The following is a 15,491-nucleotide window of genomic DNA, read 5'->3' as shown; positions in this document are numbered from 1 at the left end:
CTTCCCGCTGCAGCGGTCATGGTCACTCGTTCCAGGTCACGCCGTCGCGCTCGGTCAGCGCGATCGCGGCGCTCGGCCCCCAGCTGCCCGAGGCATAGGGCTTGGGGTGGACGTCGTTCGCTTCCCAGCCGGCGCGGATCCCGTCGATCCACTCCCACTGCGCCTCGACCTCGTCGCGGCGGACGAACAGGGTCGGGTCGCCCTCGATCAGGTCGAGCAACAGCCGTTCATAGGCGATGCGGCGGCGGGTGCCGGCGAATTCATGGTCGAGCGCCAGGTTCAGCGGCACCTCGCGCAGGCGGATCCCGTCGCGGTCGAGGCCCGGCTGCTTCGCCATCACCAGCAGGCGGATATATTCCTCCGGCTGGAGGCGGATAACCAGGGTGTTGGCCTGAAGCTGGCCACCGCGATCGGCGAAGATCGAATGCGGGACCGGCTTGAACTGGATCACGATTTCCGACCGGCGCTCGGCCAGCCGCTTGCCGGTGCGCAGGTAGAAGGGCACGCCGGCCCAGCGCCAATTGTCGACATTGGCCTTGATCGCGACGAAGGTCTCGGTGCCCGACGGCTTGCCCAATTCCTCGGTATAGCCCTTGACGATTTCGCCCTTGGATGCGCCGTCGCCATATTGGCCGGTGACGGTCAGATGGGGCACCTCCGCGGGCGTCATCTTGCGCAGCGACCGCAGGACCTTGACCTTCTCGTCGCGGATCGCGGTGCCGTCGAAGCGGGCAGGGGGCTCCATCGCGATCAGCGCGAGCAGCTGGAGCATGTGGTTCTGCACCATGTCCCGCATCGCGCCGGTATCGTCATAGAAGCCGGCCCGGCCTTCCAGCCCGACCGTTTCCGACACGGTGATCTGGACATGGTCGACGCCGTGCGAGTTCCAGATCGGCTCGAACAGCGAATTGCCGAACCGCAGCGCCAGGATGTTCTGGACGGTTTCCTTGCCCAGATAATGGTCGATGCGGAAGGTCCGCTCCTCCGGGAAGCCCAGCGCGACGATGTCGTTGATCTCACGGCTCGACTCCAGGTCGCGGCCCAGCGGCTTTTCCAGACCGATACGGACATTGTCGCCCGCCAGTCCGGTCGCTTCCAGCCCCTTGATGGTCGGTCCGAACAGCCAGGGCGCGGTCGACAGGAAGATGGCGAGGCCGCCCGAAATATCGCCCAGCTTCTCGGCCAGCGCGCCGAAACCGTCGATCTTCGACGCGTCGAGCGGCTGGTAGCTCAGCCGATCGAGGAAGGATGCGACAGCGCTGTCGTCCTTTCGGTCGGCGGGCAGGAATTCGCCGAGCGCCTCGGCCGCAAACTTGCGATAGCCGGCATCGTCATGGTCGGAACGCGCAGTGCCCGTGATCGTCAGGCCGGCGGGCAGCAGCCCATCCGCGTGCAGGCCGTACAGCGAGGGAAGGAGCATCCGCTGGGCGAGGTCGCCCGTGGCTCCGAACAGCAACAGCTTGCCGACCGCCTGACTCATGCACGCTCTCCGTTGTTTCGGCTCCGCTCGACACGAACGCGGCCTAAAGATCAAGCCGCCACGCGGATAAAACGACCTGTACGCCGGATAGCCGGGCTATCCGGCGACGGACGATCCTGCCCGGCTCAGAGCACCAGGCCGGCGGTCTGGTCGAAGCCGGCCATGATGTTGAGGTTCTGCACCGCGGCCCCGGCGGCACCCTTGCCCAGATTGTCCAGCGTCGCGACCAGGCGTGCCTGGCCGCGATCGGCATTGCCGAACACGCGAAGCGTCAGCCGGTCGGTCCCGGCATCCGCTTCGACCGACAGGGTCGCCATGTCCTCGGCAGGCAGCACCTTTACCACCGGGCTGTCCTTATAGGCATCGCCCAGCACCGTCTCGATCGTCGCCAGCGACGGCTTGCGCGGCAGCGCATGCAGCGCCAGCGGCACTTCGACGACCATGCCGCGATAGGTGCGAACGACCGCGGGCATGAAGATCGGTGGATGCTCGATCCGGGCATGCTTCTGCATCTCCGGCACATGCTTGTGTGCCAGGCCCAGGCCATAGGCGCGAAACGCCGTGTCGGTGTGACCAGGCGACTGCACGTCCTCGAATTCCGTGATCATCGACTTGCCGCCGCCCGAATAGCCCGAGACGGCATTCACGCTCAGCGGATGATCGACCGGGATCAGGCCAGCACGGATCAGCGGCCGGACGAGCGCCAGAAATCCGGTGGGATAGCAGCCGGGATTGCTGACGCGCGGCGCCTGGGCGATCGCGGCGGTCTGGCTCGGCTCCAGTTCGGCAAAGCCATAAGTCCAGCCGTCCGCGACACGGTGCGCGGTCGATGCGTCGATCACGCGCGTCCGGCCATTCTCGATCATCGCGACCGCATCGATCGCGGCGTCATCGGGAAGGCACAGGATGACGAAGTCCGCCGCGTTCAGCGCATCGTGGCGCATCGTCACGTCCTTGCGCGCCGACTCGTCGAGCGTGATCAACTCGATCTCGCTGCGCCCTTCCAGCCGTTCGCGAATCTCGAGGCCGGTGGTGCCGACGGCGCCGTCGATGAAGACACGGATGCTCATTTGCCTGAACCTGATTCCAGCGCTGCCGCGTCGATATAGCCGACCAGTCCGGCACCGGGGGCAACGCCCCACGCGTTTGTGCCGGCGAATTCAAGGACGTCGAACGATTCGCCCGCGTTCAACTCCACCATCACCGGCGACTCGGCCTTGGGCCCTTCGCGAAGCGCGATGGGGCGGGCCAGGACGCGGGGCAGGGGGGCCGCGTAATGCGGTGCAAAAACACGGTCTGCCAGACGGATATCCGCCAGATCGGGCCGCACGGCATCGACTCGCGGATCGATCCGCGGCGACACGCCGGTCAGTGCGAAACGCTTACGCGTTGCCCCGACGGATGACAGGCTCGCTGATGCTGCCCCCGGCGAGGAAATGCCCGAATTCTGCAAGAAAATCAGCCCCTTCAGTCGTGCGCGCGACGAAAATGTTACGCTTGTCGGTGTCATCGCGCTGGCGGCGCAGATAGCCGAGGGCACCCAGCCTGTTCAAGGCGCGCGTCACGACGGGCTTAGAGACATTCAGCGCCCGTGCAAGTCCCCGGACGGTGTGCGGTCCGGGGTCGAGATAGACGAGCAGCAGCAGCGCCATCTGTCGGTTGGTCAGGTCGGGCTCACCCGATCGAACATAATCGATCAGCGTGTTCTTCCACGAGGCGAGCGAGGGGTCCGGCATGGCGTTCACGGGCGTTACTCTACTCTAGGCTTCACGGGACCGGCACGGGCCGGGCTATTTTCTGACAACGCGCATAATCTGAGCAAGTTTCAGTCCGCAGCCGAAATGTTGGCCCTGCACGACGGGTCGTTTCGCGCACGACGAACCGGTGCGGACCGGGCGGGCGCGTCGAGGACGGTTGATCGTCGCGGCCCCCTCCACTATGTCGCGCCTTTCCGCAAAAGGTCCGCGCTTCGAAATGCTGTTCACTTTCCTGCTCGTCGTTCAGTTCATCGTCGCCTCGCTTCTGGTGACGGTGATCCTCATGCAAAAGTCGGAAGGTGGCGGCCTGACCTCGGGCGGCAGCCCGTCGGGCCTGATGTCGGCACGTGGTGCTGCGGATTTCCTGACCCGGGCGACCGCGATCCTGGCGACCGCCTTCATCGTGCTGTGCATCGTCCTGGCGGTCCTGGCCGCCAATCGCCAGTCGACCACGATCGACGCCTCGCGTCAGCGCGCTCCGGCGGCTGCCGCTCCGGCGCTCCCGGGCAACCTTCCGGCTCAGCCCGCGCCCGGCGCGGCTCCGGCGCCCGGCGCAGCGCCGGCGCCCGGCACGGCACCCGCGGACAGCACCGCGCCGTCCAACGCTGCGGACGCTTTCCGCCTCTGATCGCTCGTTCCCCCGCGGTGACGCGGGGGAGTTTTCTGTCCTGACGAACGCCGACGCTCGATTCGAGAGCTTGTCGGCGCGCGTCCATTCAAGCTAGGCGTTTTACCCCATGGCGCGGTATATCTTCATCACCGGCGGCGTGGTCTCCTCGCTCGGCAAGGGTCTCATGGCGGCATCGCTCGCCGCGCTGCTTCAGGCGCGCGGCTACAATGTCCGCATCCGCAAGTTCGACCCTTATCTGAACGTCGACCCCGGCACGATGTCCCCCTATCAGCACGGCGAAGTCTATGTGACCGACGACGGCGCCGAGACCGATCTGGACCTGGGCCATTATGAGCGCTTCACCGGCGTCGCCTCTCGCCAGTCGGACAATGTCACCTCGGGCCGGATCTATCAGCAGATCATCACCCGCGAGCGTAAGGGCGACTATCTCGGCGCGACCGTACAGGTCATTCCGCACGTCACCGACGCGATCAAGGAATTCGCCCAGGCCGATACCGAGGGTCTCGACTTCGTGCTGTGCGAGATCGGCGGGACGGTCGGCGACATCGAGTCGCTGCCGTTCATCGAGGCCATTCGCCAGCTGCGCAACGATCTGGGCCGCGGCAATTCGGTCAGCGTCCACCTGACCCTGGTCCCCTATATCGCCGCTGCGGGCGAGCTGAAGACCAAGCCGACCCAGCATTCGGTGCGCGAGCTGGCCGCACTGGGCGTGTCCCCCGACGTTCTGGTGTGCCGCTCCGAGCAGCCGCTGCCGGACAGCGAGCGTGCGAAGATCGCCCTGTTCTGCAACGTCCCCAAGGAAGCGGTGATCCCGGCGCTCGACGCCAGCACCATCTACGGCGTGCCGCTGCAATATCATGCCGAGGGTCTCGACCAGGAAGTGCTCAAGGCGTTCGGGATCGAGCCCGGTTTGCCGCCGCGCCTCGACCGCTGGAGCGAGATCGTCGAGCGGGTGCTGAACCCGGAGGGCGAGGTCACGATCGGCGTGGTCGGCAAATATGTCGGCCTGCCGGATGCGTACAAGTCGCTGCACGAGGCGCTGGTCCATGGCGGCATCGCCAACAAGGTGAAGGTGCATGTCCGCTGGCTCGACGCCGAGCTGTTCGAGGGTGACGAGGCCGAGATCGCCTCGCAGCTCGAGCCGATGCATGCGATCCTGGTCCCCGGCGGGTTCGGCGAGCGCGGCAGCGAGGGCAAGATCGCCAGCGTGCGCTTCGCGCGCGAGCGCGGCGTGCCCTTTCTCGGCATTTGCCTCGGCATGCAGATGGCCTGTGTCGAGGGCGCGCGCGAGCAGGGCCTCGACCATGCCTCGACCACCGAGTTCGGCGAGACCGAGACTCCGATCGTCGGCCTGATCACCGAATGGATGGGCAAGGACGGGTTGCAGACCCGCGAACAGGGCGGCGACCTGGGCGGCACGATGCGGCTCGGCGCCTATCCTGCGAAGCTTGCCGGCAACTCGGTCGTCAGCTCGATCTATCAGGCGAGCGACATTTCCGAGCGTCATCGTCACCGCTACGAGGTCAACACCCGCTATCGCGGCGTGCTGGAGGCCGGCGGGCTGGTCTTCTCGGGCATGTCGCCCGACGGGATGCTTCCCGAAATCGTCGAGCGGCCGGACCATCCCTGGTTCATCGGCGTCCAGTTCCACCCGGAACTGAAGTCCAAGCCGTTCGAGCCGCACCCGCTGTTCGCCAGCTTCATCGAGGCGGCGGTGCGCCAGTCGCGCCTGGTCTAACTCTCCCGCCGCCGATCGAGCGGCGTCATGCTTTAGCGCAAGGAAAAAGCGCCCGGACCCATCGGTCCGGGCGCCCCTCAGCGGCGTCTAAGGGAGGGAGACGCCGCGAGCGTTAGGCTGCCTTGGCAGACTGGTGCTCGATCGCCTCGGGCGTGGCGGTGGTGGAACCGCTGCCGACCGAGATCTTCTTCGGCTTCATCGCTTCGGGAACTTCCCGAACCAGCTCGATGGTCAGCAGACCATCGGCCAGATCGGCGCTGTCGACGCGGACGAAGTCGGCGAGCTCGAAGCGGCGCTCGAAGCTGCGGTTGGCGATGCCGAGATGCAGATACGAGCCCTGGCTATTCTCGTTCTCCGCCTTCTTGCCGGCGACGACCAGCAGGTTCTGCTGGGCGGTGATGTCGATCTCGTCGGACTTGAAGCCGGCAACGGCCAGCGTGATCCGATAGCGATCGTCCGCGACGCGCTCGAGGTTGAAGGGCGGATAGTTTTCGGAAGCCTGCTGACGTGCGCTGGCCTCCAGCATGTCGAACAGCCGGTCGAACCCGATGGTCGAGCGGCGGAACGGGGTAAAGTCGAACTGACGCATTTCAAATCCTCCAATGAGCAACATGAACGTCCTGCCGAGCCCTTCAACGAGGCGCCCGGCCGATAAACGCGGCCCGTTTCGGCGCCGCGATCGATATTTCGGAACGCAGTCGCGCGGTTTCAAGGGGATTTTTAATCGCCTGTTTTCCGTTGCTTGACGGATTCGAATGCAGGGAAGTGGCGCACTTCATCCTCGCAAAGTTTTACTTTATCGACTAATCCCATCTGAATAGTGGAGTTTAATCGCGAGAGGTTTCCAAAGGGGAGTTTGGATGAGCATCGCGGGTTTCGCACTTTCACTGCTTGCAACGACATCACCGGCGGCGATGGGGCAGCCGCCGCGCGACGAACCGCTTGCGTCGACGGCCGCCTCGGATCCGACTGCGCAGCCGGTCGAGGACGAAGTCCAGGACCGCGATGGCACCGAGATCGTCATCACCGCGCGCCGCCGGTCGGAGAATGTGCAGGACGTGCCCGTCGCCATCTCCGTGATCGGCAGCGAGACGCTGGAGTCTCAGGGAACCTACAACATCAATCGCCTGACCCAGCTTCAGCCGACCCTGCAGTTCTTTTCGACCAACCCGCGCAACACCTTCATCAACATTCGCGGCATCGGCGCGCCGTTCGGTCTGACCAATGACGGGTTCGAACAGGGCGTCGGCGTCTATGTCGATCAGGTCTATTACAACCGCATCGCATCCGCGACGCTCGACTTCGTCGATGTCGAGCAGATCGAGGTGCTCCGCGGGCCTCAGGGCACGCTATACGGCAAGAACACGACCGCCGGTGCGATCAACATCACGACTCGTGCGCCCAGCTTCGAGTTCGAGGGCAGGGCGGAAGTGTCGCTCGGCAACTATAATTTTAAGCAGGCCAAGCTGTCGGTTTCCGGTCCGCTGACGGACACGCTCGCCGCGCGGATCAGCCTCGCGAGTACAGATCGCCGCGGCACCATCTACAATGTCACCTCGGGCAGCTGGATCAATTCGCAGGACAATCTCGGCCTGCGCGGCGCGTTGCTCTGGAAGCCGACCGAGGATCTGCGCATCACGCTCTCCGGCGACTTCAACGTCCAGGACCCGATCTGCTGCGGCCAGATCTACGCTCGCGTCGGGACGACCCAGCGCGCGGCCAACCGGCAATATGCGGCGCTGACCGCGCTGTTCCCGGGTTACAAGGTGCCGAGCACCAATCCGTTCGACCGCCTGACCGATCTCGACGCCGAACTGGCCGCACGCAACGAGCTTGGCGGCGCGTCGCTGCGCGTCGAATGGGATCTGGGTCCCGGCACGCTGACCTCGGTCACGGCCTGGCGTTATTGGGACTGGGGCCCGAAGAACGATCGCGATTTCACCGGCCTGCCGATCTACACCCGGGTGAACAACCCGACGAAGCAGGATCAGTATACGCAGGAAGTCCGCTACGCGTTCGACGCGGGCCCGCTCGACTTCGTCGTCGGCGCCTTCGGCTTCTATCAGCAGATTCGCACGAGCGGTGTGCAGGAGACCGGCCCGGCGGCCAGCGCCTGGCTGCTTGCGCCGAGCAGTGCCTTGTCGCGCAACCCGGCGGTGCTGAACGGCATCATCGCGGAGAACGACATCCGTCTGGACAATCTCAGCCTGGCCAGCTTCGCCAAGGTCAACTGGAAGATCACCGACGCGCTGACCCTCTCGCCCGGCATCCGGATCAATTACGACAAGAAGGAAGGGCTCTACAACTCGGTCGTGACCGGCACTGCCTCCGATGGCACGCGTCAGATCGTCAGCAGCAACCCCGCCAGCCCCTATTACAATGATCCGTGGACCGCGGCCCAGCGCGGTACTCAGGCCTCGCAGTTCTTCGAGCCGGACTTCAGCGACTGGAACCTGTCCTACGACATCAACCTGTCGTACAAGGTTGCGCCCGACATTCTCGCCTATGCGACCTATGCGCGCTCGTTCAAGACGGGCGGGATCAACCTGAACGGTGTTCCCAGCCGCGCCGACGGCACCCCCGCTCTGGATGTCGCGCAGATCAAGCCGGAAAAGGTCGACCATTTCGAGGTCGGTCTGAAAACCCAGTTCTGGGACCGGCGCGCGACGCTGAATCTCGCGGGCTTCTGGACCGAGATCAAGGATTTCCAGGCCAGCGTGATCAGCAACGTCAGCGGCAGCAACGTTCTGCGCGGCTATCTCGCCAATGCCGAGAAGGTCCGCGTACGCGGGATCGAGGCCGATTTCAGCCTCCGTCCCAGCGACCGGCTCAGCACCTATCTCAGCGGGGCGTTGACCGATCACGAATTCGTGAAGTTCGTCGATGCCCCTTGCCCGCCCGAATTGGCGGGTGGCGGTACCGGCACCCCGGTCGGGCCTCCGGCGACGCCCGGCGCCAACAGCCCGGCCAATTGCAACGTATCCGGTCAGTGGCTGCCGGGCGTGTCCAAATGGTCCTTCTCCTGGGGTGCGGAGTACAATCTACCGGCGAAGATCCTGGGTCGGGATGGTCATGCCTATTTCGGCTATGACGGGAATTACCGGTCCAAATTCTCGTGGAACGCCTCGCGGTCGATCTACACGGACATCGACGGATACTCGATCAACAATTTCCGCATCGGTTTCCGCACCGACCAGTTCGATATCTTCGGTTGGGTCCGCAATGCCTTCGACCAGAATTACTTCGAATCGCTGGCCGTCACGCCGGGCAACACGGGATTGATCTCGGCTCAGCTGGGCGATCCGCAAACCTGGGGCGGCACGATCAAGCTCGGGTTCTGAGCCCGCCGCCATGGAATGTGCTTGGCCTTCCGCCATGGCCGGGGAAGGTCGAGGGGAGGGAGCTGCCGCCCGCGCAGTTCCCTCCTTTTGCGTGTGCGACTGTGCATTTTGCGGACAGGGCGTGGCGCCTGCGGGTACGCCGCCTTCAGTCGAGAGGAAGTAAACACAAGAAGAGAGGGTCCTGAAACGGCAAACGCTCGGACTGTTTCCAGCCCGAGCGCCTGCGTGACGATGCCTCGTCAGCCCCCTTAGTAAGATCCTCAGCCCACGCGCCCGTACTTGCCTACGAGCGGGACTTCGGACCTCCCCGAACCACGGCCGTTGCCTGCGTTTCGATGTTGGTTTGCTACGGTGGGCCGAGCGCTTTGTCACCGGGAATGCGAAGATGTGACTCAGATTGGCGTGACCCTGTGTCCGTTCGGCAACAGGGGCGCCGTCGGCTTGCGCAATTGCAAGGGCGCGCGAACCTGCCATAGAGCGGGGCAGGATTACTCCGGCTCGGGACTCTGGCCACCTACATGCTGCTTTCTCGCTATGAGCGGATGATCGCGAAGCGATATCTGCTTCCCGGCCGCGGCGAGGCGTTCATCGCCGTCGTTGCCGGCTTCAGCCTCGTCGCGGTGATGCTGGGCGTCGCCGCCCTGATTGTCGTGATGAGCGTGATGAACGGCTTTCGCGCCGAACTGTTCGACAAGATCACCGGCCTGAACGGCCATGCGATCGTCCAGGGATTCGGCGGGCAACTGCGCGACTGGCGCCAGGTGATCGAGGATGCGGAGAAGACCCCCGGCATCGTCTCGGCGACCCCGCTGATCGAACAGCCGCTGGTCGCGTCGATGGGTGGCCGCGTCGAGTTCGCACTGGTGCGCGGCATGCGGGTGCAGGACATTCGCAACAACCCGACGCTGACCAAGAATCAGGTCGTCGGCTCGCTCGACTCGCTGAAGCCGGGCAGCGAGACCGTGGCGATCGGGTCGCGGCTGGCGCAGCAACTGGGCGCAACCGTCGGCAGCAAGATCTCGATCTTCAATCCCGCCGGCGCCTCGACGCCCTTCGGGACGATGCCGCGAATCGTGTCCTACACGGTCGGCGCGATCTTCGAGATCGGCGTCTATGATTACGACAAGGCGTTCGTGGTGATGCCGATCGAGGACGCCCAGACGTTGTTGCTCATGGGCGACACGGTGGGATCGATCGAGATCGAGACCAACAATCCCGACAAGATCGAGGACATTCTCGCCCCGCTCCAGCCCAAGGTTCAGGCCCAGGCGCAGATCGTCGACTGGCGGACGATGAACTCGGAACTGTTCGAGGCGCTGACGATCGACCGGGTCGTCTCGTTCATCGTGCTGTCGATCATCCTGATCGTCGCCGCGTTCAACATCGTGTCGTCGCTGATCATGCTGGTGCGCGCCAAGACGCGCGACATCGCGGTGCTGCGGACCATGGGGGCCACGCGCGGCGGGCTGATGCGCATCTTCATCACCGTGGGGACCACGGTCGGCATCTTCGGCGTCATGGCGGGGGGCGTGCTCGCCTTCCTGTTCATCACCTTCCGCGAATATGTCGTGAAGCTGATCGGGCTGGCGACCGGCATGAACGTCTGGGACCCGTCGATGCGGTTCCTGACCGAGCTGCCGGCAAAGACCGATCCGTTCCAGACGATCGGCATTTGCCTGATGGCGATGGCCTTCTGCTTCCTCGCAACGCTCTACCCGGCCTGGAAGGCGGCGAGCACCGATCCGGTACAGGTCCTGCGCTATGAGTGAGCCGATCCTCCAGACGCGCGGCCTGCGCCGCGCCTTTACCCAAGGCGATCACCGGATCGAGGTGCTGCGCGGCGTCGACCTGACCGTCAACCGGGGCGAGGTCGTTGCGCTGCTCGGCCCGTCGGGCTCGGGCAAGTCGACTCTGCTCCAGGCGGTCGGCCTGCTGGAGGGCGGGTTCGAAGGATCGATCCGCATCGACGGCGCCGAGGCGGCGCAGCTCGACAGCCCGGCGCGCACCGCGATGCGGCGCGACCGGCTGGGCTTCGTCTATCAGTTCCACCATTTGCTGCCCGACTTCAACGCGCTGGAGAATGTCGTCCTGCCGCAGCTGATCCGCGGCGCCACCCGCGCCCAGGCAGATGCCCAGGCCGAGTCGCTGCTGACCGCGCTGGGGCTCGCCCATCGCCTGACGCACCGGCCGAGCCAGCTGTCCGGCGGCGAACAGCAGCGCGTCGCCGTCGCCCGCGCACTCGCCAATCGCCCGCTGCTGGTGCTGGCCGACGAGCCCACCGGCAATCTGGACGAGGCGACCTCGGACAAGGTGCTCGGCGAATTCCTGTCCCTGGTCCGCCAGCAGGGATCGGCCGCGCTGATCGCCACCCATAACGAGCGGCTGGCGGCCCGTATGGACCGCGTGGTACGCCTGCATGAGGGGCATCTGGAGTAGGCCGTCATGACCGCAATCACCGACATTCTCGTGCGCAATGCCGATGGCAGCGAGACCGACCTGTCGGACCATGCCGGCAAGGTGCTGCTGATCGTCAACACCGCCTCCAAATGCGGCTTCACCCCGCAATATGAGGGGCTGGAGGCGCTGCATCGCAAGTTCGCCGATCGCGGATTCGAGGTGCTGGGCTTTCCCTGCAACCAGTTCGGTGCGCAGGAGCCGGGCGATGCACAGGAGATCGCGACCTTCTGTTCGCTGACCTATGATGTGACCTTTCCGGTCTTTGCCAAGATCGACGTCAACGGCCCCGATGCCGCGCCGATCTTCAGGCATTTGAAGAAGGAAGCGCCCGGCGTGCTGGGGACCGAGGGCATCAAGTGGAACTTCACCAAGTTCCTGGTGGATCGCGACGGCAAGGTGGTCGACCGCTACGCCCCGACGACCAAGCCCGAGGATATCGAGAAGGACATCGAAAAGCTGCTCTGACCGCCACCGCCGGGGCGATTTTCGCGCACGGCTTCCTGCGCCGAAACCCACGCGCCGAGCGCCCGGCGGGGTGGCAAATCGGACGGGGAATCCCTAGGATCGGGCATGCATTCCGGATTCGTGCCCCTTCGCGTTTTTTCCTCCTACACGATGCTGGAAGGCGCGATCGATCCTAAGGCGATCGCCAAGCGGGCCAAGGAGCTCGGCTTCCCTGCGGTCGGCCTGGCCGATCGCAACGGCCTCTATGCCGCCATGTCCTTTTCGGACGCCTGCGCGAAGGCGGGCATCCAGCCGATCATCGGCACGCTGCTGGCGGTGATGCGCCCCGACATGCCCGACGGGGTGAAGCCGGTGATCGACTGGCTGCCCTTGTTCGCGCAGAACGAGACCGGCTATCTCAACCTGTGCGACCTGGTGTCCGCGGCGCATCTCGACCGGCCGATCGAGGAGGATGCGCACGTGCCCTTCTCCGCGCTGGAGGGGCGGACCGAGGGGCTGATCGCGATGACCGGCGGGGCGGAGGGCGGGCTCGCCCGGATGTTCGCCGAGGGACAGGACAGCGCCGCCAATCATTATGCCGACCGGCTGGAGGCGCTGTTTCCCAAGCGGCTCTATGTCGAGATCACCCGCCGGCTGGACGAGGTCGAGGGCAAGGCCGAGCGCAAGCTGCTGGAGCTTGCCTATGCGCGCGACCTGCCGCTGGTCGCGACCAATCCCTGCTGTTTCGCGGAGGAGACCTTCCACGAGGCACATGACGCGATGCTGTGCATCGCCAATTCCAGCTACGTGACCAGCGACGATCGCCCGCGCAGTTCGCCCGATGCCTGGATGAAGCCGGCGAACGAGATGAAGTCGCTGTTCGCGGACCTGCCGGAGGGGATCGCCAACACGCTCGTCCTGGCACAGCGCTGCGCCTATATGGCGCCCAAGCGCAAGCCCATCCTGCCCAGCCTTGCCGGCGACCGCGAGGGCGAGGCGCGGATGCTGCACGAACGCAGCTGGGCGGGGCTCGAGGCACGGCTGGAAAAGGCCGGCGTCACCGACGAGGCCGAGCGCAAGGCCTATGGCGAGCGGCTTCAGTTCGAGCTGGACGTCATCATCCAGATGGGCTTCCCCGGCTATTTCCTGATCGTCGCCGACTTCATCCAATGGGCCAAGGCTCAGGGGATTCCGGTGGGGCCGGGTCGTGGTTCGGGCGCCGGCTCGGTCGTCGCCTGGGTGCTGACGATCACCGATCTCGATCCGCTGAAGCTGGGCCTGCTGTTCGAGCGCTTCCTGAATCCCGAGCGCGTCTCGATGCCCGACTTCGACATCGACTTTTGCGAGACCCGGCGCGGCGAGGTCATTCGCTACGTCCAGGAGAAATATGGCCGCGACCATGTGGCGCAGATCATCACCTTCGGGACGATGAAGGCGCGCGCGGTGCTGAAGGACGTCGGGCGCGTGCTCCAGATGAGCTATGGCCAGGTCGACCGGCTGGCCAAGCTGGTGCCGAACCACCCGACCGATCCCTGGACGCTCGAACGCACGATGAACGGCGTCAGCGAGTTCGTCGCCGAATATAATGGCCAGGACGATGTCCGCCGCCTGGTCGACCTGTGCATGCGGCTGGAGGGCCTGCCGCGGCACAGCTCGACCCACGCCGCGGGCGTGGTGATCGGCGACCGGCCGCTGGCGCAGCTGGTTCCGCTCTACCGCGATCCGCGTTCGGACATGCCGGTGACCCAGTTCGACATGAAATATGTCGAGGGCGCCGGCCTGGTGAAGTTCGACTTTCTCGGCCTCAAGACGCTGTCGGTGCTGCAGAAGGCGGTCGAATTGCTGTCCGACCGGCATATCGAGGTCGACCTGGCGAGCCTCGGCTGGGACGATCCCGGCGTGTACGAGCTGCTCCAGCGCGGCGACACGGTCGGCGTGTTCCAGCTGGAATCTGAGGGCATGCGGCGAACGCTGGCGGCGGTGCGCCCGTCGAACTTCGGCGACATCATCGCGCTCGTCTCGCTCTATCGCCCGGGCCCGATGGACAACATCCCAACCTTTGGCGCGCGAAAGAACGGGCGCGAGGAGATCGTCTATCCGCACCCCCTGCTCGAAGGCATACTGGCCGAGACCTACGGGATCTTCGTCTATCAGGAACAGGTGATGCAGGCGGCGCAGATCCTGGCCGGCTACAGCCTGGGCGGCGCAGACATGCTGCGTCGCGCGATGGGCAAGAAGATCAAGGCGGAGATGGACGCGCAGCGCGCGATCTTCGTCGAGGGCTGCGCGAAGAACGACATCAAGGCCGCCAAGGCAAACGAGCTGTTCGACTTGATCGACAAGTTCGCCGGCTACGGCTTCAACAAGTCGCACGCCGCCGCCTATGCGCTGCTCGCCTATCATACGGCGTGGCTGAAGGCGCATTATCCGCACGAGTTCTTCGCCGCGTCGATGTGCTACGACATCCATCAGACCGACAAGCTCGCGATCTTCGCCGACGACATGAAGCGGCTGGGGATCGAGTGCCTGCCGCCCGACATCAACGAATCGGTCGCCGATTTCATGGTGCAGGAAAAGGACGACCGGCTGGTCGTGCGCTACGCGCTGGGCGCGCTGAAGGGCGTGGGCGAGGGCGCGATGGAGCAGCTGGTCGAGGAGCGCGAGCGCCATGGCCGCTTCGTCTCGCTCGACGACATCGCCCGCCGCGTCGACCCGCGCCTGCTGAACAAGCGCCAGGTCGAGACGCTGGCCGGGGCGGGTGCGTTCGACAGCATAGAGCCCAATCGCGCCGGGGTCCATGCCGCGGCCGAGACGATCCTGGCAGTCGCCCAGCGCACCCATGCCAACCGGACCAGCGGCCAGGGCGGCCTGTTCGGCGAGTCCGAGCCGGGCGGCGGCGGCATCTCGCTGCCGCGAAGCGCCAATTGGTCGCTCGCCGACCGGATCGCCGCCGAGCGCGATGCCTTTGGCTATTATTTCTCGGCCCATCCGCTCGACCGCTACCAGCATCTGGCGCGAAGTCAGGGCGCGCGGCCGATCACGATGCTAAGCGAGGTGCAGATCCCCGAGGGCCAGCGCGCCGGGGCGACCGTTGCGGCGCTGATCGAGGATGCGCGCTGGCGCACCTCGGCGCGCGGCAACCGCTACATGATGGCGACGATTTCGGACACCAGCGGGCAGGTGCCGGTCAGTTGCTTCGACGAGCTGGTGGCGAAGGACATGGAGGAATGCGCCCGCGCCGGCGGATGCGCGATCCTGACCGTCGAGCTCGACAAGCGTCCGGGCGAGGATGCGCCGCGCGTCGCGATCAAGCGGGTCCAGTCGTTCGAATCGATTGCCGGATCGGCGCGGATGATGCTGGATGTGACCATTGCCGCGGCGACGGCATTGCCGCAGCTGGCGGACACGATCGGCGGGGCGCGCGGCGGGCGCTGCATCGTCCGGCTGTGGGCGCCGATCGACGGGCAGGGCAAGGCCGAGATGGTGCTGGGCCGCAACTTCCGCCTGGACGAAGAGATCGTCAGCCGCATCCGCGCAATCCCCGGCGTGGTCGGCGCCGGGTTCAGCAGCACCGACGCGATGCTGGCGGTCGCGGCATGACCGCCTGACGGTGACGCGCGCCCGGCGGTCGTCGCCTCTCTCG

General features: G+C 65.5%; 12 protein-coding genes. 7 read left to right on the top strand and 5 right to left on the bottom strand.

Going from position 1 to position 15,491, the window contains the following annotated elements; translation table 11 throughout:
• Positions 1–22 precede the first annotated feature (22 nt).
• The 4 genes from zwf to ACZ1H8_RS21660 form a co-directional block, all read right to left on the bottom strand.
• The gene (zwf, locus tag ACZ1H8_RS21675) at positions 23–1,480 is read right to left on the bottom strand and encodes a glucose-6-phosphate dehydrogenase (protein ID WP_465179316.1); all 1,458 of its coding nucleotides are present in this window, start codon (positions 1,478–1,480) and stop codon (positions 23–25) included.
• Between the two features lie 125 nt (positions 1,481–1,605).
• Positions 1,606–2,550: an N-acetyl-gamma-glutamyl-phosphate reductase gene (gene argC / locus ACZ1H8_RS21670; RefSeq protein ID WP_465179315.1), complete on the bottom strand. Its 945-nt coding sequence runs from the start codon at positions 2,548–2,550 to the stop codon at positions 1,606–1,608.
• Positions 2,547–2,843 carry an SH3 domain-containing protein gene (locus ACZ1H8_RS21665; RefSeq protein WP_465179314.1) on the bottom strand — a complete coding sequence of 99 codons (297 nt, stop codon included), beginning with the start codon at positions 2,841–2,843 and terminating at the stop codon, positions 2,547–2,549. The genes argC and ACZ1H8_RS21665 overlap by 4 nt, the downstream gene beginning before the upstream one ends.
• 19 nt (positions 2,844–2,862) lie before the next feature.
• On the bottom strand, positions 2,863–3,216 hold the full coding sequence (locus ACZ1H8_RS21660; protein WP_346246051.1) for a MarR family transcriptional regulator: 354 nt from the start codon (positions 3,214–3,216) through the stop codon (positions 2,863–2,865).
• Between the two features lie 241 nt (positions 3,217–3,457).
• Between ACZ1H8_RS21660 and secG the strand changes: the two genes are divergently transcribed.
• Positions 3,458–3,865 carry a preprotein translocase subunit SecG gene (gene secG / locus ACZ1H8_RS21655; RefSeq protein ID WP_465181447.1) on the top strand — a complete coding sequence of 136 codons (408 nt, stop codon included), beginning with the start codon at positions 3,458–3,460 and terminating at the stop codon, positions 3,863–3,865.
• Positions 3,866–3,974: 109 nt separating this feature from the next.
• Complete coding sequence (locus tag ACZ1H8_RS21650) at positions 3,975–5,606, top strand: CTP synthase (RefSeq protein ID WP_465179312.1); 1,632 nt, start codon at positions 3,975–3,977, stop codon at positions 5,604–5,606.
• 112 nt (positions 5,607–5,718) lie between these two features.
• Here the strand turns inward: ACZ1H8_RS21650 and ACZ1H8_RS21645 are convergent, their stop codons facing one another.
• Entirely contained in the window at positions 5,719–6,195 is a 477-nt protein-coding gene (locus ACZ1H8_RS21645) for an Hsp20 family protein (RefSeq protein WP_465179311.1), read from the bottom strand.
• Between the two features lie 271 nt (positions 6,196–6,466).
• Here ACZ1H8_RS21645 and ACZ1H8_RS21640 point away from each other — a divergent pair, with 271 nt between their 5' ends.
• From ACZ1H8_RS21640 to dnaE, 5 genes are all read left to right on the top strand, one after another.
• Positions 6,467–8,947 (top strand): TonB-dependent receptor, encoded by a 2,481-nt coding sequence (locus ACZ1H8_RS21640; RefSeq protein ID WP_465179310.1) that lies wholly within the window; start codon positions 6,467–6,469, stop codon positions 8,945–8,947.
• 518 nt (positions 8,948–9,465) lie between these two features.
• Positions 9,466–10,716 (top strand): lipoprotein-releasing ABC transporter permease subunit, encoded by a 1,251-nt coding sequence (locus tag ACZ1H8_RS21635; protein WP_465179309.1) that lies wholly within the window; start codon positions 9,466–9,468, stop codon positions 10,714–10,716.
• Positions 10,709–11,383: an ABC transporter ATP-binding protein gene (locus tag ACZ1H8_RS21630; RefSeq protein ID WP_465179308.1), complete on the top strand. Its 675-nt coding sequence runs from the start codon at positions 10,709–10,711 to the stop codon at positions 11,381–11,383. Before ACZ1H8_RS21635 ends, ACZ1H8_RS21630 begins: the two co-directional genes overlap by 8 nt.
• Before the next feature lie 6 nt (positions 11,384–11,389).
• Positions 11,390–11,869 carry a glutathione peroxidase gene (locus ACZ1H8_RS21625; protein WP_465179307.1) on the top strand — a complete coding sequence of 160 codons (480 nt, stop codon included), beginning with the start codon at positions 11,390–11,392 and terminating at the stop codon, positions 11,867–11,869.
• Positions 11,870–11,974: 105 nt separating this feature from the next.
• The gene (gene dnaE, locus ACZ1H8_RS21620) at positions 11,975–15,448 is read left to right on the top strand and encodes a DNA polymerase III subunit alpha (protein ID WP_465179306.1); all 3,474 of its coding nucleotides are present in this window, start codon (positions 11,975–11,977) and stop codon (positions 15,446–15,448) included.
• The last annotated feature ends 43 nt before the right edge of the window (positions 15,449–15,491 follow it).

This window comes from Sphingomonas sp. BL-S-25, assembly GCF_055521555.1.
Note: the sequence above shows the minus strand (reverse complement) of the source record. Positions and strands in the feature narration are given on the sequence as shown.